14 protein-coding genes are annotated in these 16898 nt (G+C 69.5%); 4 read left to right on the top strand and 10 right to left on the bottom strand.

The genetic code is table 11. The features are described 5' to 3' along the window. Positions 1-98: 98 nt before the first annotated feature. Positions 99-1361, bottom strand: a complete 1263-nt coding sequence (locus MKD50_RS13960) for an acyl-CoA dehydrogenase family protein (RefSeq protein ID WP_252667370.1) — start codon at positions 1359-1361, stop codon at positions 99-101. A 178-nt stretch (positions 1362-1539) separates the two neighbouring features. On the opposite strand from MKD50_RS13960, the gene MKD50_RS13955 reads away from it, so the two are divergent. Together MKD50_RS13955 and MKD50_RS13950 are read left to right on the top strand one after the other, a co-directional pair. After that, positions 1540-2478: a LysR family transcriptional regulator gene (locus MKD50_RS13955; protein WP_012352371.1), complete on the top strand. Its 939-nt coding sequence runs from the start codon at positions 1540-1542 to the stop codon at positions 2476-2478. Positions 2479-2731: 253 nt separating this feature from the next. Continuing rightward, positions 2732-3946 carry a CAP domain-containing protein gene (locus tag MKD50_RS13950; protein ID WP_252667369.1) on the top strand — a complete coding sequence of 405 codons (1215 nt, stop codon included), beginning with the start codon at positions 2732-2734 and terminating at the stop codon, positions 3944-3946. A 19-nt stretch (positions 3947-3965) separates the two neighbouring features. On the opposite strand, the gene MKD50_RS13945 is transcribed toward MKD50_RS13950, so the two are convergent. The 3 genes from MKD50_RS13945 to MKD50_RS13935 form a co-directional block, all read right to left on the bottom strand. Beyond that, positions 3966-5162 carry a hypothetical protein gene (locus MKD50_RS13945; RefSeq protein WP_252667368.1) on the bottom strand — a complete coding sequence of 399 codons (1197 nt, stop codon included), beginning with the start codon at positions 5160-5162 and terminating at the stop codon, positions 3966-3968. After that, entirely contained in the window at positions 5159-5773 is a 615-nt protein-coding gene (locus MKD50_RS13940) for a sigma-70 family RNA polymerase sigma factor (protein WP_115706586.1), read from the bottom strand. Before MKD50_RS13940 ends, MKD50_RS13945 begins: the two co-directional genes overlap by 4 nt. Before the next feature lie 76 nt (positions 5774-5849). Continuing rightward, positions 5850-7568, bottom strand: coding sequence for a vWA domain-containing protein (locus MKD50_RS13935; protein WP_252667367.1), 1719 nt, complete (start codon positions 7566-7568; stop codon positions 5850-5852). A gap of 202 nt (positions 7569-7770) precedes the next feature. Here MKD50_RS13935 and ggt point away from each other — a divergent pair, with 202 nt between their 5' ends. Then, the gene (gene ggt / locus MKD50_RS13930; RefSeq protein WP_252667366.1) at positions 7771-9651 is read left to right on the top strand and encodes a gamma-glutamyltransferase; all 1881 of its coding nucleotides are present in this window, start codon (positions 7771-7773) and stop codon (positions 9649-9651) included. Between the two features lie 184 nt (positions 9652-9835). On the opposite strand, the gene MKD50_RS13925 is transcribed toward ggt, so the two are convergent. The 4 genes from MKD50_RS13925 to MKD50_RS13910 all read right to left on the bottom strand — a co-directional run bounded on the left by MKD50_RS13925 (position 9836) and on the right by MKD50_RS13910 (position 14125). Continuing rightward, positions 9836-10912, bottom strand: a complete 1077-nt coding sequence (locus tag MKD50_RS13925; RefSeq protein WP_252667365.1) for a phosphotransferase — start codon at positions 10910-10912, stop codon at positions 9836-9838. A gap of 56 nt (positions 10913-10968) precedes the next feature. Next, complete coding sequence (locus tag MKD50_RS13920; protein ID WP_252667364.1) at positions 10969-11697, bottom strand: histidine phosphatase family protein; 729 nt, start codon at positions 11695-11697, stop codon at positions 10969-10971. A 73-nt stretch (positions 11698-11770) separates the two neighbouring features. After that, on the bottom strand, positions 11771-12550 hold the full coding sequence (locus MKD50_RS13915) for an oxepin-CoA hydrolase, alternative type (RefSeq protein ID WP_240074005.1): 780 nt from the start codon (positions 12548-12550) through the stop codon (positions 11771-11773). 51 nt (positions 12551-12601) lie between these two features. Next, positions 12602-14125: a 3-hydroxyacyl-CoA dehydrogenase gene (locus MKD50_RS13910; RefSeq protein ID WP_252667363.1), complete on the bottom strand. Its 1524-nt coding sequence runs from the start codon at positions 14123-14125 to the stop codon at positions 12602-12604. Between the two features lie 187 nt (positions 14126-14312). Between MKD50_RS13910 and MKD50_RS13905 the strand changes: the two genes are divergently transcribed. Further along, a complete protein-coding gene (locus MKD50_RS13905) occupies positions 14313-14957 on the top strand; it encodes a glutathione S-transferase (RefSeq protein WP_240074009.1) in 645 nt (214 codons plus the stop codon). Between the two features lie 137 nt (positions 14958-15094). Here the strand turns inward: MKD50_RS13905 and MKD50_RS13900 are convergent, their stop codons facing one another. Together MKD50_RS13900 and MKD50_RS13895 are read right to left on the bottom strand one after the other, a co-directional pair. Next, complete coding sequence (locus MKD50_RS13900) at positions 15095-16267, bottom strand: pyridoxal phosphate-dependent aminotransferase (RefSeq protein ID WP_240074010.1); 1173 nt, start codon at positions 16265-16267, stop codon at positions 15095-15097. Between the two features lie 73 nt (positions 16268-16340). Continuing rightward, complete coding sequence (locus MKD50_RS13895) at positions 16341-16889, bottom strand: PIN domain-containing protein (protein ID WP_252667362.1); 549 nt, start codon at positions 16887-16889, stop codon at positions 16341-16343. Positions 16890-16898 lie beyond the last annotated feature (9 nt).

The following is a 16898-nucleotide window of genomic DNA, read 5'->3' as shown; positions in this document are numbered from 1 at the left end:
TTAAGCACAGAAGAAAAAAACGCGCAGGCCGGCTGCGCGTTTTCCACAATGCCGGCAGGGGCGGGGCCCCGCCGGCGCTTCCGGGTGCTCCGGGGCGCTCAGAAGCCGCGCGCCACCGGCATCTTGATGCTGTCCGGGTTGACGTTCATGTGCTTGGCCAGCTCCAGCTTGGCGATGGCGTTGCGGTGCACCTCGTCCGGACCGTCGGCCAGGCGCAGCGTGCGCTGATGCGCCCACCAGCTGGCCAGCGGGAAGTCGCTGGAAACGCCGGCGGCGCCGTGGACCTGGATGGCCCAGTCGATCACCTTCAGCGCCACGTTGGGGGCCACCACCTTGATCATGGCGATCTCGGCCTTGGCCACCTTGTTGCCGACCGTGTCCATCATATACGCGGCCTTGAGCGTCAGCAGGCGCGCCATCTCGATCTCGCAGCGGGCTTCGGCGATGCGCTCCTGCGTCACGCCCTGGGCCGACACCGGCTTGCCGAACGCCACCCGCGACAGCGCGCGCTTGCACAGCAGTTCCAGCGCGCGTTCGGCCACGCCGATGCTGCGCATGCAGTGGTGGATGCGGCCCGGGCCGAGGCGGCCCTGCGCGATCTCGAAGCCGCGGCCTTCGCCCAGCAGGATGTTCGAGACCGGAACCCGCACGTTCTTCAGCTCGATCTCCATGTGGCCGTGCGGCGCATCGTCGTAGCCGAATACAGGCAGGAAGCGCTTGATGGTGATGCCCGGGGTATCGGCCGGCACCACGACCATCGACTGCTGCTCATGGCGGCCGGCCTCGGGATCGGTCTTGCCCATCACGATATAGACCTTGCAGCGCGGGTCACCGGCGCCCGACGACCACCACTTGGTGCCGTTGATCACGTAGTGGTCGCCATCGCGCTCGATGCGGCACTCGATATTGGTGGCGTCCGACGAGGCCACCGCCGGCTCGGTCATCAGGAAGGCCGAGCGGATCTCGCCGGCCAGCAGCGGCTCGAGCCACCGGTCCTTCAGTTCTTCCGACGCGTAGCGCTCCAGCGTCTCCATGTTGCCGGTGTCCGGGGCGGCGCAGTTGAAGACCTCGGCCGACCAGGGCACCCGGCCCATGATCTCGCACAGCGTGGCGTATTCCAGGTTCGACAGACCTTGCGGCGCGCGCGGCGAGCGCGGCAGGAACAGGTTCCACAGGCCGGCTTCGCGCGCCAGCGGCTTCAGTTCCTCGATCACCTTGGTGGGGATCCAGGCGTTGCCGGCGCGGCGGTTGGCGTCGATCTCCTCGGCGAAGCGCTTTTCGTTCGGATAGATGTGCTGGTCGAAGAAGGCCAGCAGCTTGGCCTGCATCTCCTTGACCTTCGGGCTGTACTCGAAATCCATGTGGTCTCCTCGCTACGGGATCGGTGGGCGCGGGCGGCCGCCGGCGCCGGTTGGCTGGGTCTTCGGGCAATAAACCTTGCCGATGCAATGCACTCTATCTGAAAGCCGGTAATTAGAAAAATGAATTTTCTGGATTTGCCAGTATCAATCCCCTGCATTCCGTGCCAGAATCACCAGCATGCAGCTCTCCCGCATCGACCTCAACCTCTTCGTCGTGTTCGACGCCATCTACAGCGAAGGCAGCATCACGGCGGCCGCGCGCCAGCTCAACCTGACGCAGCCGGCGGTCAGCCATGCGCTGGGGCGGCTGCGCACGCTGTTCGACGATCCGCTGTTCGAGCGGCGCGGGCAGGGCATGGCGCCCACACCGCTGGCCCGCTCGCTGGCGGCCGAGGTACGCAGCGCGCTGCAGTCGTTCGCGCGCACGCTGCAGGACACGCCGCACTTCGATCCCACCAACACCGTGCGCCGGTTCACCATCGGCATGCGCGACGCGCTCGAGTCGACGCTGCTGCCGCCGCTGATGAGCCGCGTCACCGCGATGGCGCCGCAGGTGGAAATTGCCGCGATCCGCTTCGACCGGCGCGAGATGGAATCGGAACTGCTGGCCGGCACGCTCGACGCTGCGCTCGACATCCTGCTGCCGGTGTCGCCGGCGATACACCATGCCCCGTTCATGGCCGACCCGATGGTGGTGCTGGCACGGCGCGATCATCCGCTGGTGAAGAAGGAACTGACGCTGGAGCGCTACCTCGCGGCCGAGCACGTCCACGTGTCGTCGCGCCGCCGCGGCGCCGGCCTGGAAGACCAGGCCTTGCATCGCATGGGCCTGACGCGGCGCGTGCGGCTGCGCTGCCAGCACTACGCCGCGGCGTGCCGCGTGGTCAGCTGCACCGACCTGCTGGCAACGCTGCCGCTGCGCTATGCGCGCATCGCCAACGAGCCCTATGCCAACCGGCTGCTGTCGCTGCCGTTCAAGGTGCCGTCGCTGGAACTGCACCTGTACTGGCACGCGGGCGGCGAGAACGACGGCGCCAACCGCTGGCTGCGCGAGCAGCTGATGGCGGTAATGGCCTCGCTCGGCAGCGGCATGGCCGACGTGGCCGCGGCGGGCTGACGGCGCTCGACCCACCCTGCCACAGCGCGAATTCCGTTCACGTGCGGCGCGCGCGGGTCACACGTAAGCAATTGTTCGCGGGCTAGACCCTCGCGGTTTCGGCCCATACCATCGTCCCGTCTTTCTGCCCCCGGCAAAGCCACGGCGAGCCCGTCCTGCATGGTGCCCGCGATGGTTGTCGCGCCGGCCGTCCGCGCTCGCGGATCCCCCGGGCAGACCAATTCGCCGAACTCCACCACGACGACTCAGACCGATGATTGGGAAACGCTTGCCTGCCGATTGCCCTTCCACGCCGCCGCGCAGCGCGCGGCACACCACGCTGGCCCTGACCACGCTCTGTACCGCCGCGGCGCTGGCGCTGGCCGCCTGCGGCGGCGGCGATGGCGGCGACGGTGGCACCACAGCCAGTGCCGCGCCCGACGGATCGACCCCGGCCGGCGCGCAGGCCAGCGCGCCCGCTGGCGGACAGAGCGCAGCCACGTCGCCGTCGCCGACCTCCCCGACCGGCTCCGCCACCACTACCACGGCAGGGGCCTGCTACACCGTCAGCGGTCCCGCACCCGCCGCCGCGCCGGGCAGCGGCATCGCGCTGCTGCCGGCGCGCGGCAGCGCGGTCGGCAACTACCGCGTGCTGGAAGAGCCGCGCACCGCCGGCCTGTGCTACGCCAACTATCGCCGCGAGCAGGTGGGCCTGCCGCCGCTGGCGGCGCGCGACCCGCTCAATGCCGCCGCGCAGGCGCATACCGACTACATGCTGGCCAACGCCACGCTGACGCACGACGAAAGCAGCGGCAATCCGGGCTACACCGGCGCCACCGCCCACGAGCGCATCCAGGCCGCCTATCCGACCGATGCCACCGCCGAAGTGGTGGCCGGCGCCAACCGCTGGACCTCGGTGGCCAATGCGCAGTTGTCGATGTCGCCCAAGGACGCGCTGGTGTCGGACCTGGTCGATGCGCCGTTCCACCGCGCCGCGCTGCTGGGCAGCTATGGCTCGGCCGGCAGCGGCTTTGCCGAGCGCGTGGGCGCCAACGGCAGCGGCACCTCGGCCAGCTACTACCAGACCGTCGACCTCGCCGACCGGGTCAAGGGCGGCAGCGACAACCAGATGGTGGCCTATCCGTTCGATGGCCAGAACGACGTGCCGGCCAACTGGGTCAACACCGAAAGCCCCAACCCGGCGCCGGGCTATGAAAACCGCACCATGGGCTACCCGGTGTCGCTGCAGGCGATCAATGCCTCGCTGCAGTTCGATGCCGACAACTTCGTCATCACCGATGCGCAGGGCAGCAACGTCGACTGCATCAAGGTCGACAGCCGTTCCTCGGGCCTGAGCAGCGCGGCGCGCGGCCTGGCGGTGTGCACGCCGGTGGCGCCGCTGGCCAGCCAGCAGCGCTATACCGTGCGGGTCACGGGCCGGCTCGGCGCGCAGCCGGTGGAGCTGAGCTGGTCGTTCACCACGCGCTGACCATCAGCCCGCGGCGCGCTCATTGCGGTGCGCCTGGCGGCAACGCTCCACGCAGCTCGATCCGCACCTGGCCCGGCGCCAGCGCGGGGTCGGGCTGCACCGCAACCGGCACGGGCGGGCGCTGTCCCGCCGGCATCGCCTGCCACAACCGTTGCGCCCATTCCCGGATCTCCACATGGTCGGGCTCGGCTGCCCACAGCCTGAGCGGCGCTGCCGTGCCCAGGCGTGCCGCGATGGCCGCGGGATCGTCCTGGGTCGAGACCGTGAGGGCGGACGCCGCAGCTGGTGCACGCGCGGCCATCGCCGGGGCGGCCTCGCGCGCATAGGCGGACGGTGCGGCAGGCGCGGGCGCTGAGGGTGCGGCCTGCGCGATGGCGGCGTCAGCGGGTGCGCGCGGTGCGGCAGCGATCGCCGGCGGAGGCGGCGCGGACGGGCTCGCTTGTGCCGGCGCCTCGCTGTCCGGCACGGGTTCGCGCGGAACGCTTCGGCTCGTCTCCGTGTCGGGTGCCGCGCGAGGCGCAGGGCGGGCCGCAGGCGGAGTTGCCCTGGCGGCTGGCGCTGCGGGTTTGGCAGGCGGTGCTGCGGCGGTTTCCGGCAAGGCCGGCGATGGCGCCGTCGACGCTGCGGGCGTTGGCGCGGGCGCGGCCATCTCGGCCGACGCCATCTCTGCGGTTCCCTTTGGCAACAGCGCGCCATCGTCGAGCTGCCGCAGCACGATGCTGGTGGTCAGTCCGGCCACCGCCGCGACGCTGGCGACCAGTCCGAGCGAACGCCACCACCGGCGCGCGCGCGCGGCATGGGGGGACGGCTCCATCGTCGAGGGTCGTGCGGCGTTTCGTGTTGAATCCGCAGCCTGTGCCCGCAGCCACGCCGCTGCATCCGGACCGAGGCGTGCGCCGAGCACGTCCTCCGCGGCGGCGCCCGCGGCCACCCGTGCCAGCACCGCATCGCGCCGCGCCGACTGGGCCGCCTGCAGGCGCGCGGCTTCTTCCAGCACGGCCGCGGCCAGCGCCGGCGGCGCGGCAAAGGGCAGCGCCGCGGCATCGGCCTGCCGGCGCCCGGCGTCCTGCTGCGCGGCGCGCGCCGCCGCAAGCACGGCGGCTTCCAGGGCCGCCGGCGGCGGGTAGGGCGGAAGTGCTTTCAGCAGTGCCGAAAGCCGGTCCTCGCCCGCGATGAAACGTTCGGCCGCCTGCGATGCGGCGTTGCGCGCGCTCATGGCCCCGACTCCGGCACCCTGCCGGCCAGGTCCGCGCGCAGGCGCGCGAACGCATAGCGCAGCCGGCTCTTCACGGTCTCGAACTTCTCGCCCAGCATCGCGGCAATTTCTTCGACGCTCATATTGCTGAAGAAGCGCAGCACCACCACTTCGCGCTGCGCGACCGGCAGCTGCAGCAGCGCGCGATGGACGTGCTGCGCATGCTGGCGCAGCTGCAGTTCCGTTTCCGGCGACAGGTCGTCGGCGGGCAGCTCGGGCAGGTGGTCGTCGAGCGCGTCGCGCTGGCGCGCATCGGTGCTGCGCACCTGGTCGAGCCAGGCGTTGCGCGCGATCTGGAACAGGAAGGTGCGGAACGCCGCGCTCGGCTGGTAGTCGCCACAGCGGGTCATCAGCTTGAGCCAGGTCTTCTGCGCGAGGTCCTCGGCTTCGCCGGTATTGCCATGGCACAGCCAGGCCAGGTAGTTGTAGAGGCCGGCGTTATGCCGGCGGAACAGTTCGGTGACCGGCTGCTCGATGATGCCGCCCGCGACCAGCAGCATCAGGTCGTGGTCCGGCAGCGTGCGCAGCGCGTCGACGGGAGCAGCGGATGGGGCGGGGGCGGAAGGCTGCATGCGCCCGAGTATAGGAGAGCGCAGGGCGGCGCGACAGTCCGCGCCATCCTGCGCCGGCTGCGCGCCGCGGTGCGGCTCAGCGTGCCGCATGCCCGGCCGTTGCGCCGCCATGAGAGGCGGCCGGCGTTGCGGTGGCCAGGCTCTGCGCCAGGTCCACCAGCTTGACGAACTCGCCGCGGTAGCCGAAGCGGTCGGCGCCGCGCGCGCCTTGCGCCAGCGCCCGCGCGTCGGCGTAGCGCCAGTCGCCGGTGAACTTGCCGCCGCGCAGTACCTGGCCGAAGCCGGCCACCGCCGCGGCAAAGCGGAAGTCGTCGTCGCCCTGGGCCAGCGGGCGCAGCGCCTGCCGCGCCACGGTGACATCGAGCAACTGGCTGGTGCTGGCCTCCGGCAGCTTGAAGCGCAGCCGCACATGCGCCAGTTCGCCATCGCGCCCCGGCGCCGGCGCCGCGCGCTGGTAGCGCAGCGGGTCGACCAGGCCGGGCTGCCCCGCCAGCGTCAGCTCGTACAGCGCGGTCACGGTATGGCCTGCGCCGATATCGCCGGCATCGACCTTGTCGTTGTTGAAATCCTCGCGCGCCAGCATGCGGTTCTCATAGCCGATCAGCCGGTACTCGGTCACCGTGGCCGGGTTGAACTCGACCTGGATCTTGACGTCGCGTGCAATCGTGGCCAGCGTCGAGCTGACCTCGCTGACCAGTACCTTGTTGCCTTCCATCAGGTTGTCGATGTAGGAGTAGGCGCCGTCGCCGGCATCGGCCAGCTGCTCCATCAGCTGCTCGTTGTAGTTGCCGGTGCCGAAGCCCAGCGTCGACAGCGACACCCCGGACTTGCGCTTGTCCTCCACCATGCTCCTGAGCTGGCGGAAGTCGGTCACGCCCACGTTGAAGTCGCCGTCGGTGGCGAGCAGCACGCGGTTGATGCCGCCGGCGATATAGCTCTGCTGCGCGGCCTGGTAGGCCAGCGCAATGCCGCTGGCGCCGGCGGTGCTGCCGCCCGCCACCAGCTGCTCGATGGCCGCGCCGATGGCGGCCTTGTCGCAGCCCGGCGTGGGCGGCAACGCCACGCGCGTGCTGCCGGCGTAGGTGACCAGCGTGATGCGGTCCTGCGCGCGCAGCTGGTTCACCAGCAGCTTGAGCGAGGACTTCAGCAGCGGCAGCTTGTCCGGCGAGTTCATCGAGCCCGATACGTCGACCAGGAACACCAGGTTGGCCGCGGGCAGCGCGCCGCTGGCCACGTCCTTTCCCTTGATGCCGATGCGCAGCAGCACATTGGACGGGTGCCAGGGCGCCGGCGCCAGCGCGGTGTGCACGGCGAACGGGCGGCCGTCGGCGGGCTGGGCATAGTCGTAGGGGAAGTAGTTCAGCAGTTCTTCCACGCGCACGGCATCGGCCGGCGGCACGCGGCCGGCATTGAGCAGGCGCCGCACGTTGCTGTAGCTGCCGGTATCGACATCGATGCTGAAGGTGGACACCGGCGCCTGGGACACCAGCCGGACGCCGTTCTCGTCGATGGCGGCGTAGCGTTCGCGCTCTTCTGGCGCGGGTGCCGGCAACCGGTAAGGGTGCGGCATTGCCAGCGTGGCGTGCGGTTCGATGCTGTGCATTTCCGCGACGGCTTTGGACTGCGCGGTCCTGGCCGCGTGGTCGCGGTCGGCAAGCGGCGCCGGAGCAATCGCTGGCGCAACGGGCCGGGAGGCCTGCTCGGGCAGCGGCGGCGAAGGGCCGCCGCATGCGGCCAGCGCGAGCGCCAGGGTGGCGGCAAGGCTGGACAAGAAGACCGGTGCACGTGGTTGCATGTTGTTCTCCTGGAAGGCCGCGGGCAGGGCGCCGGCATGACGGCCTGTCGATGTAACGGGCCACGCGGGCCGGCGGGGTCGAGGCGGGTGAAATATTTAGCCGCCGGCTGTCCGATACGGAGTTGCGCTCGCCAGACTTCCGTCCTCGCGGGATGCACCGATCGCCACTACAATCGTTGGATCCTTCTGCCGGAGATCTCGCATGGCTATCCCTGACCTCACTTCGATGGCGTGGCGCGGCGCGCTGGCGCTGGCCCTGTCGGCGCTGCTCGGTGCCTGTGGTACCCCGGGCGGAAGCACGGCCACGCTGGCCGCTCCCGCTACGCCGGCAGCAGCGACTCCGCCGGCGGCGATGCCGCCGGCGCCGGAGGTGGCGTCCGGTTACCGCGCCGGCATGGCTACGGTCTACGCGCAGCGCCATATGGCAGCCGCGGCCAATCCGCTCGCCACCGAGGCCGGCCGCGCCATGCTGCGCCAGGGCGGCTCGGCCATCGATGCGGCCATCGCCATGCAGGCGGTGCTGACGCTGGTCGAGCCGCAGGCCACCGGCATCGGCGGCGGCGCCTTCATCATGTACTGGGACGGCAAGAACGTGCAGGCCTTCGACGGCCGCGAGACCGCGCCTGCCGGCGCCACCGAGAACCTGTTCATGCGCCCTGACGGCAAGCCGATGTCGTTCAGCGAGGCCCAGATCGGCGGGCGCTCGGTCGGCATCCCGGGCGTGATGCGCGCGCTGGAGATGGTCCACCGCAAGCATGGCCGCCTGCCCTGGGCCAGGCTGTTCCAGCCCGCCATCGAGCTGGCGGAAAAGGGCTTCCCGATCTCGCAACGGCTCTACACGCAGGTCGCGGCCGACAAGTTCCTGGCCGGATCGCCGGAGATGGCCGCCTACTTCCTCGATGCCCAGGGCAAGCCCAAGCCGGCCGGCACGGTGCTGAAGAACCCTAAGCTGGCGCAGACGCTGCGCGACATTGCCAGGCGCGGCGCGGGCGTGCTCTACGGCGGCCCGATCGCGCGCGACATCGTGGCCAAGGTCAACAACGGCAGCAATGCCGGCTCGCTGTCGCTGGCCGACCTGGGCAGCTACCGCGCCAAGCAGCGCGTGCCGGTGTGCACCGACTACAAGCGCTATAAGGTCTGCGGCATGCCGCCGCCGTCGTCGGGCGGCATCGCCATTGCGCAGATCCTCGGCACGCTGCAGGCGCTGGAAACCAAGAATCCCAAATACGCGCTGGCGGCGCTCAAGCCACAAGCCGTGAACACGCCGGCGCAGCTGGAAGCCCATCCCGACGCCGTCCATGCGATTGCCGAGGCCGACCGCCTGGCCTATGCCGACCGGGGCCTGTACGTCGCCGATGCGGACTTCGTGCCGGTCGACGTCAGCGGCATGGTCAACCCGTCCTACCTCGCCGCGCGCGCCGACCTGATCGGCGAGCAGAGCATGGGCAAGGCCCAGCCGGGCACGCCGCCGGGCGCCACGCTGGCCTACGCGCCGGACCGCTCGCCGCCGCGCGTTTCCACCTCGCAGATCGTCGCGGTCGACGACCGCGGCGGCGCCATTTCCATGACCACCACGATCGAGTCGTACTTCGGCTCGCATCTGATGGTGCGCGGCTTCATGCTCAATAACCAGCTCACGGACTTCTCCTTCGTGCCCAGCGAAAACGGCAAGCCGGTGGCCAACCGCGTGCAGCCGGGCAAGCGCCCGCGCTCGTCGATGGCGCCGACGCTTGTGTTCGACCGCCAGAGCGGCCAGCTGCTGGCAACGGTCGGTTCGCCGGGCGGCTCGCAGATCATCGAGTACGTATCCAAGGCCCTGGTCGGCATGCTCGACTGGAACCTGGACCCGCAGGCGGCGATCGGCATGGGCAACTTCGGCAGCCGCAACGGCCCGACCGAAGTCGAGCAAGGTCTGGTGTCGCCGGGGCTGGTGCAGGCACTGCAGGCGCGCGGCCACCAGGTGACGGCGATCGAAATGACCAGCGGCACGCAGGCCATCGTGCGCCGCCAGGGGCCGGATGGGAAGATGGTGTGGGCCGGAGGGGCGGATCCGCGGCGGGAGGGGGTGGCGTTGGGGGATTGAGGCGGACGTTGAATTGCCGTCCCGGCACCGCCGGTTTGCTCCCCTCTCCCGCTTGCGGGAGAGGGGCAGGGGGTGAGGGCAGGCGCCGGCATACCACCGGCAATACTCTGTGGAAGCTCCCGCCCTCACCCCAACCCTCTCCCGCACGCTGGAGAGGGAGTACACAGCCGGCAGCCCTCAGCCCTCAGCCCTTCGCCTTCTTCGCATACTCCCACCCCATCTCTGCCATCGGCCGCGCGCGCTTGCCCGCGTCGGTGGCCTGCGCCGACGAGGCGGTGCCGTCGACCACGCGCTTCATGATGCCCTGCAGGATGCCGGCGATGCGGAACATGCTGAAGGCCAGGTAGAAGTTCCAGTCGCCGGTGATGGGGCGGCCGGTGCGCTGCTCGTACAGGCGGCGGTAGCTGGCTTCATCGGGGATGCCGAGCGCGGCGAAGTCGAGGCCGGCGATGCCGCGGAACTGGCCCGGCGCGATATGCCAGCTCATGCAGTGGTAGCTGAAGTCGGCCATCGGGTGGCCCAGCGTGGACAATTCCCAGTCCAGCACCGCCAGCACGCGCGGCTCGGTCGGGTGGAACATCAGGTTGTCGAGGCGATAGTCGCCATGCACGATCGAGGTGAGGTCGGCGTCCTGCTGCGGGATATGCTGCGGCAGCCAGTCCATCAGCGCGTCCATGGCCGGGATCGATTCGGTCTCGGACAGCTTGTACTGCTTGGTCCAGCGTTCGATCTGGCGCTGGAAGTAATTGCCGGGCTTGCCGTAGTCGCCCAGGCCGATGGCGTTGTAGTCGACCGAGTGCAGCGCGGCGATGACGCGGTTCATCTCGTCGTAGATGGCGCTGCGCTCGGCCGTGCCCATGCCCGGCAGCGACTGGTCCCACAGCACGCGGCCGGCGACGAATTCCATGATGTAGAAGGCGCGCCCGATCACGGATTCATCCTCGCACAGCGCATACATGCGCGCCACCGGCACATCGGTGCCGGCCAGCGCGGCCATCACGCGGTACTCGCGTTCGATCGCGTGCGCCGACGGCAGCAGCTTGCTCTTGGGGCCGGGCTTGGCGCGCATCACGTAGGTCTGCCCCGGCGTCGCCAGCTTGAAGGTCGGGTTGGACTGGCCGCCCTTGAACTGCTCCACGGTCAGCGGGCCGGCAAAGCCCTCCACGTGCTGGCGCATCCAGGCTTCCAGCGCGGCAGTGTCGAAACGCTGCTGCTCGGCCACCGGGCGCGTGCCTTCGAAGTGCGATACGTTGCTGGTCATGCTGTCTCCGTTGGTTTTCTGTTCGGGTTCGATGAGGAAATCGGGGGCGGGAAAGCTCAGCCGGGCGGCTGGCGTCCGCGCAAATACTGGTGCAGCAACACTTCCATGGTGGTATGGCGCGAGCCGCTGTGCACGGGCGTGGGCGGCGAATAGTTGGTCATGCGCACCACCCAGTCGAGCGGGCCGTCGCCCATGTCGAGCACATTGATGCAGCCGGCGGTCTGCAGCAGCGAGCCGAAGAACACGCGCCGCCCGCAGGTGATGGCCTGCGACAGGATGGCGCGGTTGGTGCCGCCATGCAGCACCATCAGCACGGTATCCCAGTCGGGGTCGTCGCGCAGGCGCGCCAGCGCGGGCAGCACGCGGTCCAGGAAGGCACCGATGGTCTCGCCGTTGAGAAAGCGCTTGGCTTCGGGCACTTCGCCTTCGAAGGCGCCGACGAAGGCATCGCGCAGGTCCTCGCTGGCGATCGCGGCCAGGTCGCCACCGCGGATTTCCTGCAGTTCCGGCCAGACTTCGGGGGCGATGCCGTCCATCGCCGGCAGCTCGGCCAGCACGCGTTGCGCGGTCTCGACCGTACGCGGCAGGCCGCTGACGATGACGCGGTCGAAGCGGATCTGCTCCGCGGCAAAGGCGCGGCCGGCGGCGGTGGCCTGCATGCGGCCGGTCTCGTTCAGCGGCACCAGCTCGGGCAGGGCGGTGCGGCGGCCGGCGTCGTCGAAGTAGGACACGGCACCATGCCGCATCAGGTAGATGCGGCGACGCGAGGACGGCGGCAATTCCATGCGTGGTCTCCTTGCATTGTGCCGGCATGCCCGTCTGCGCGGGCTCGCCGTGTGGATGATCCGCCCGCGCGGATCAGCGGTATTGCGGCTTGCGCTTCTCCAGGAAGGCGCTGATGCCTTCGCCGCCGTCGGGGTGGTGAAGCGCGGCGACGAAGCTGTCGCGCTCGGCGAGCAGATGCTCGGCGCGCGACGCGGTGGCAGCATGATTGATCAGCGCCTTGATGCGGCCCACCGCATGCGGCGACTGCCGCGCCAGTCCCGCTGCCAGGCGCAGCGCTTCGTCCAGCGCCTGGCCCGGCCCGGTAACGCGGTTGACCAGCCCGAACTGCGCCAGCCGGTTGGCGTCGACCGGCTTGCCTTCCATCATCAGTTCGCTCGCCAGCGGCCGCGGCAGTGCGCGTGCGATCTCGTACGAGCCGCCGCCGTCCGGCGTCAGGCCCACCGACACGTAGGCCATCACGAACTTGGCATCGCTCGCCGCCACCACGAAATCGCAAGCCAGCACCACCGAGAAACCCGCGCCGGCGGCCGCGCCTTCCACTGCCGCGATGATTGGCTTGGGAAACGCGTGCAGCGACTCGATCCAGCCGTTCAGCAGCGCGATGCTGGCGGCCTGCACCTCGGGCGGCTGGCTGCGGTTGCCGAGCAGCCGGTTCAGGTTGCCGCCGGCGCAGAAGATGCCGTCGGCGCCGGTGATGATGACCGCGCGCAGCGAGTCATCTGCCGCGGCCTGTTCCAGCGCCTGCTGCGAGGCCGCATAGATGTCCGGGTGCAGCGCATTGCGCGCCTCCGGGTTCGAGATGGTCAGCACCAGCGTCGAATCAACGCGGCGGGAAAGCAGCTGTGCGGGCATGGGCGGGGGCGTGGTGAGGGCTTGGTGGGGACTGAGCGGACGACGGGCCGGTTACTGCTCTTCGGCCAGCAGCGACAGGCCCAGGCCGGCACGGCGCCACAGCCACGGGCTCGGGCGATAGCGCATGTCGCCGGTCAGCGCTTCCATGTTGCGCAGCGTTTCCAGCACCAGTTGCGGACCTACCGCGTCGCCGAGCGCCAGCGGGCCCTTGGGGTAACCCAGGCCCAAATTCACGGCCAGGTCGATGTCGGCCGGCGTGGCGATGCGCTGCTGTGCGATATCGCTGGCGATATTGATGATGCAGCAGAGCACGCGCTGGGCAACGAAGCCGGCGGAGTCGCGGATCACCGTGACCGGCACGCCGTCGCTGGCGAACAGGCCATGCGCGGCGTCGCGTGCGGCGGCGCTGGTGGCCGGCGTGGTCATGAGCGTGCGGCGCTTGGTGGCCTCGAACGGCAGCAGCGTGTCGATGGCGACGGTGCGGGCCGGGTCCAGGCCCTGCTGCAGCGCGCTGGTGGTGGCGTCCAGGCCCAGCGGCGTGACAATGATCAGCGCGTCGGCCGAGGGCTGGTTGCCGCCTTCCGGAGTCACACCCAGCGCGCCCAGCAGCTTGGTGACCATGGCATGGCCGCGCTCGCTGGCGTGGCTGACCCACACGCTCGACGGGCGCGCGGCCGGCGCCGCGGCGGCGGCCGGAACCTGCTTCTGGCCGTCGGCGTAGGCGTAGAAGCCGGCGCCGGCCTTGCGCCCGATCAGCCCGCCGACCGCGCGGATGGCGGTGATCGGCGACGGACGGTAGCGCGGCTCCTGGTAGAACTGGTTGTAGATCGATTCCATCACCGGGTGCGACACATCCAGCCCGGTCAGGTCCATCAACTCGAACGGCCCCATGCGGAAACCGGCCTGCTCGCGCATGATGTTGTCAATGTCGGCAAACTCGGCCACGCCTTCCTGCGCCGCCTTCAGGCCTTCGATATTCATGCCGCGGCCGGCATGGTTGACGATAAAGCCCGGCATGTCCTTGCAGCGCACCGGCGTATGGCCCATGCGGCGCGACAGCGCCATCAGCGCGTCGCCCACCGCCGGGTTGCCGGACAGGCCGTCGATGACCTCGACCACCTTCATCAGCGGCACCGGGTTGAAGAAGTGATAGCCGGCGATGCGGCCGGGGTGCTTCGAACCGACCGCGATCGCGGTGATCGACAGCGACGAGGTGTTCGAGGCGATGATGGCGTCATCGCGCAGGATGGCTTCGAGCCTGGCCACCAGGTCACGCTTGACCTCCAGCTTCTCGACGATGGCTTCGAGCACCATGTCGCAGCCGGCCAGGTCTTCCAGCGCGCCGCACGGCTTGACGCGGGCCAGCGTGGCCTCGGCGTCGGCGGCGCTGAGCTTGCCCTTGTCGGCGAGCTTGGCCAGCGTGTCCTGCAGGTACTTGCGCGCGGCTTCCACCGCCTGCGGGTTGGCGTCGTACAGGTTGACGGTCAGGCCTGCCTGCGCGGCGATCTGCGCGATGCCCCGGCCCATGGCGCCGGTGCCGACGATACCCAGCGTATCGATGGTGAAAGTGCTCATCATTCGTCCCAAAAGTTGTGGTTAAATTAGCACGATCGTACGTTTTTTGCACCTTCCGCGACAGACCGGCGGGGCAGGCCGCGTGCGCTGATCGGCCAGCCGGTTCACTGCAGACGCCGGATGGTCCACAATCCCCCGTTCCACGCGATTCGATGCGGGAACCCATCCCATAACGGAGACAGACGACATGCTGAAGCTCTGCGGATTTGCCGCCAGCAATTACTACAACAAAGTGAAGCTGGCGCTGCTGGAAAAGAACGTGCCGTTCGAAGAGGTGCTGGCCTGGATCGGCGAGACCGACCCGGCGGCGACGCCCGCGGGCAAGGTGCCCTACATCATCACCGAATCCGGCCCGCTGTGCGAGTCCGAGGCCATCGCGGAATACGTGGAAGCAGCCTACCCGCAGACGCCGCTGCTGCCGGCCGACCCGTACCAGGCGGCCAAGGTGCGTGAGATCATCGTGTTCCTGGAGCTCTACCTGGAGCTGACCGCGCGCGAACTGTACCCGGAGGCCTTCTTCGGCGGCAAGGTCAGCGACGGCGTCAAGGAGCGCCAGCACAAGCTGCTGAGCCGCTATATCCCCGCCTTCGCCAGCCTGGCGAAGTTCTCGCCGTACATCGCCGGCGACCGCTTCACGCTGGCCGATTGTGCCGCCGCGGTGCACCTGCCGCTGGTGTCGTCGTGCACCAAGATCATCTACGGCACCGACATGCTGGCGGAGCTGCCGGTCAAGGACTACCTGAAGACGCTGTCGCAGCGGGAGTCGGTGCAGAAGGTCAATGCCGACCGCAAGGCGAATACCGAGCTGATGATGAGCCGGAACAGGAAGTAAGAGGTTCGACCAAGCGGCTCGGCTTGCCACTTGTGTGCTCCCTCTCCCGCTTGCGGGAGAGGGGAGCAAACCGCCGAATTTGAGAAAGCCCTCACCTGCAAGAACGCCCGCAATTTGCGGGCGTTTCCGTTTTCTGCTTAAAGCTTCCCCAACCGCTCCAGCGCCAGCGCCAGCGTCTCTTCCTTCTTCGCAAAGCAGAACCGCACTACGCCCGATTCACGCGGCTGCGAGTAGAAGGCCGAGACCGGAATCGCGGCCACGCCGATCTCGCGCGTCAGCCACATGGCAAAGTCGGCCTCGCTCAGGTCCGAGATCGCGGAATAATCGACGCACTGGAAATACGTGCCGTCCGACGGCAGCAGCTTGAAGCGCGAGCCCGCCAGCCCCGCGCGGAAAAAATCGCGCTTGGCCTGGTAGAACGCCGACAGCTGCAGGTAGGGCGCGGCATCGGCCATGTAGTCGGCCAGGCCGTGCTGCACCGGCGTATTCACCGTGAACACGTTGAACTGGTGCACCTTGCGGAACTCGGCCATCAGTGCGGCCGGTGCGGCGACGTAACCCACCTTCCAGCCGGTCACGTGATAGGTCTTGCCGAAGCTCGAGATGACGAAGCTGCGGCGCGCCAGTTCGGGATGGCGCGACACCGATTCATGCTGCTGGCCGTCGTAGACCATGTGTTCGTAGACCTCGTCCGACAGCAGCAGGATGTCGGTGCCGGCCAGGATCTGCGCCAGCTGGTCCATGTCGCCCGCGCGCCAGATCGTGCCGGTGGGGTTGTGCGGCGTGTTGATGAGGATCATGCGCGTGCGCGGCGTGATCGCGGCGGCGAGCTTGTCGAAGGGCACGCGGAACGCGGGCGCTTCCAGCGCGACCGGCACCGCGGTGGCGCCGGCCAGTTCGATCGCGGGCAGGTAGCTGTCGTAGCACGGCTCCAGCACGATGACCTCGTCGCCCGGGTGCACCGCGCACAGGATCGCTGTCAGGATGCCTTGCGTGGCGCCCGCGGTGACCGTGATCTCGGTGTCCCAGCTGTACTGGTGGCCATACAGGCTGGCGATCTTGGCGGCGATGGCCTGGCGCAGGCGCGGCACGCCCGCCATCGGCGGGTACTGGTTATGGCCGGCGCGCATGGCACCGGCTACGGCATCGACGATGCTCGGGTCGCAGTCGAAGTCCGGGAAGCCCTGGCCCAGGTTGACCGCGTTCTTTTCGGCGGCGAGCGCCGACATCACGGTGAAGATGGTGGTGCCGACGTTGGGCAGGCGCGACGGCGGCGGCGTCAGTGGGGCGAGCGTGGTGTCTGCGGACATAGAGCGCGAGTCAATGCAGTGGGAACGGTAGGCAGGCGTGCGGCGGCGCAGGGCGGCGCCGCGAGCCGCCATTCTAAAGCGGATCGGCGGCCGCGGCCGGGACCAGCGCGGCCAGCCAGGCGCCGAACGCCGGCGGCGTCATCACTTCCACGCCGCTGCTGCGGCGCAGGCGGCTGCGCAGCTTGAGCACGGCCTTGTCCTTAGACACCAGGCAGGCGGCGCCGGCAAAGTGCGCCAGCTCGACAAACTTCTGGTCGTCTGTGTCCTTGCAGCGCGGCAGGCGCAGCGCGTCGCAGTCCGCCTCCGGCGGTGCCGCTTCGAGGCTGGCGAGGCGGTCGACGGTGGCCAGCGCGGCGCCGATATCGACTTCAAAACGGGCAAATTGCGGATAGGCCAGCACCCGGCGCAGTTCCTCGCGGCAGTCGGCGCGGATCACCGGGGCGATGGTGCCGGCTTCCAGCGCGGCGCGGATCGGCTCGACGTGCGGGTCCTGGAAGACCAGCAGGTCCACCCAGATATTGGAATCCAGCACCACGCGCGGCGCGGATGTGATGCCGGCGGGGCGGGCGGCGTCCCCGGCAGTGCCGGCGGGCGGGTTGGTTGCGGTGGTGTCGAGGCGCATTCGCTACAA

The organism is Cupriavidus mimosae (assembly GCF_023952485.1).
Lineage (GTDB): Bacteria > Pseudomonadota > Gammaproteobacteria > Burkholderiales > Burkholderiaceae > Cupriavidus > Cupriavidus taiwanensis_C.
The sequence above is the reverse complement of the archived record's forward strand: the minus strand, read 5'-3'. Positions and strand labels throughout refer to the sequence as shown.

Bases quoted from the DNA above. Each gene is read 5' to 3' on its own strand.
- MKD50_RS13960 (WP_252667370.1), bottom strand. From the start codon at position 1,361: ATGGATTTCGAGTACAGCCCGAAGGTCAAGGAGATGCAGGCCAAGCTG.
- MKD50_RS13955 (WP_012352371.1), top strand. From the start codon at position 1,540: ATGCAGCTCTCCCGCATCGACCTCAACCTCTTCGTCGTGTTCGACGCC.
- MKD50_RS13950 (WP_252667369.1), top strand. From the start codon at position 2,732: ATGATTGGGAAACGCTTGCCTGCCGATTGCCCTTCCACGCCGCCGCGC.
- MKD50_RS13945 (WP_252667368.1), bottom strand. From the start codon at position 5,162: ATGAGCGCGCGCAACGCCGCATCGCAGGCGGCCGAACGTTTCATCGCG.
- MKD50_RS13940 (WP_115706586.1), bottom strand. From the start codon at position 5,773: ATGCAGCCTTCCGCCCCCGCCCCATCCGCTGCTCCCGTCGACGCGCTG.
- MKD50_RS13935 (WP_252667367.1), bottom strand. From the start codon at position 7,568: ATGCAACCACGTGCACCGGTCTTCTTGTCCAGCCTTGCCGCCACCCTG.
- ggt (WP_252667366.1), top strand. From the start codon at position 7,771: ATGGCTATCCCTGACCTCACTTCGATGGCGTGGCGCGGCGCGCTGGCG.
- MKD50_RS13925 (WP_252667365.1), bottom strand. From the start codon at position 10,912: ATGACCAGCAACGTATCGCACTTCGAAGGCACGCGCCCGGTGGCCGAG.
- MKD50_RS13920 (WP_252667364.1), bottom strand. From the start codon at position 11,697: ATGGAATTGCCGCCGTCCTCGCGTCGCCGCATCTACCTGATGCGGCAT.
- MKD50_RS13915 (WP_240074005.1), bottom strand. From the start codon at position 12,550: ATGCCCGCACAGCTGCTTTCCCGCCGCGTTGATTCGACGCTGGTGCTG.
- MKD50_RS13910 (WP_252667363.1), bottom strand. From the start codon at position 14,125: ATGAGCACTTTCACCATCGATACGCTGGGTATCGTCGGCACCGGCGCC.
- MKD50_RS13905 (WP_240074009.1), top strand. From the start codon at position 14,313: ATGCTGAAGCTCTGCGGATTTGCCGCCAGCAATTACTACAACAAAGTG.
- MKD50_RS13900 (WP_240074010.1), bottom strand. From the start codon at position 16,267: ATGTCCGCAGACACCACGCTCGCCCCACTGACGCCGCCGCCGTCGCGC.
- MKD50_RS13895 (WP_252667362.1), bottom strand. From the start codon at position 16,889: ATGCGCCTCGACACCACCGCAACCAACCCGCCCGCCGGCACTGCCGGG.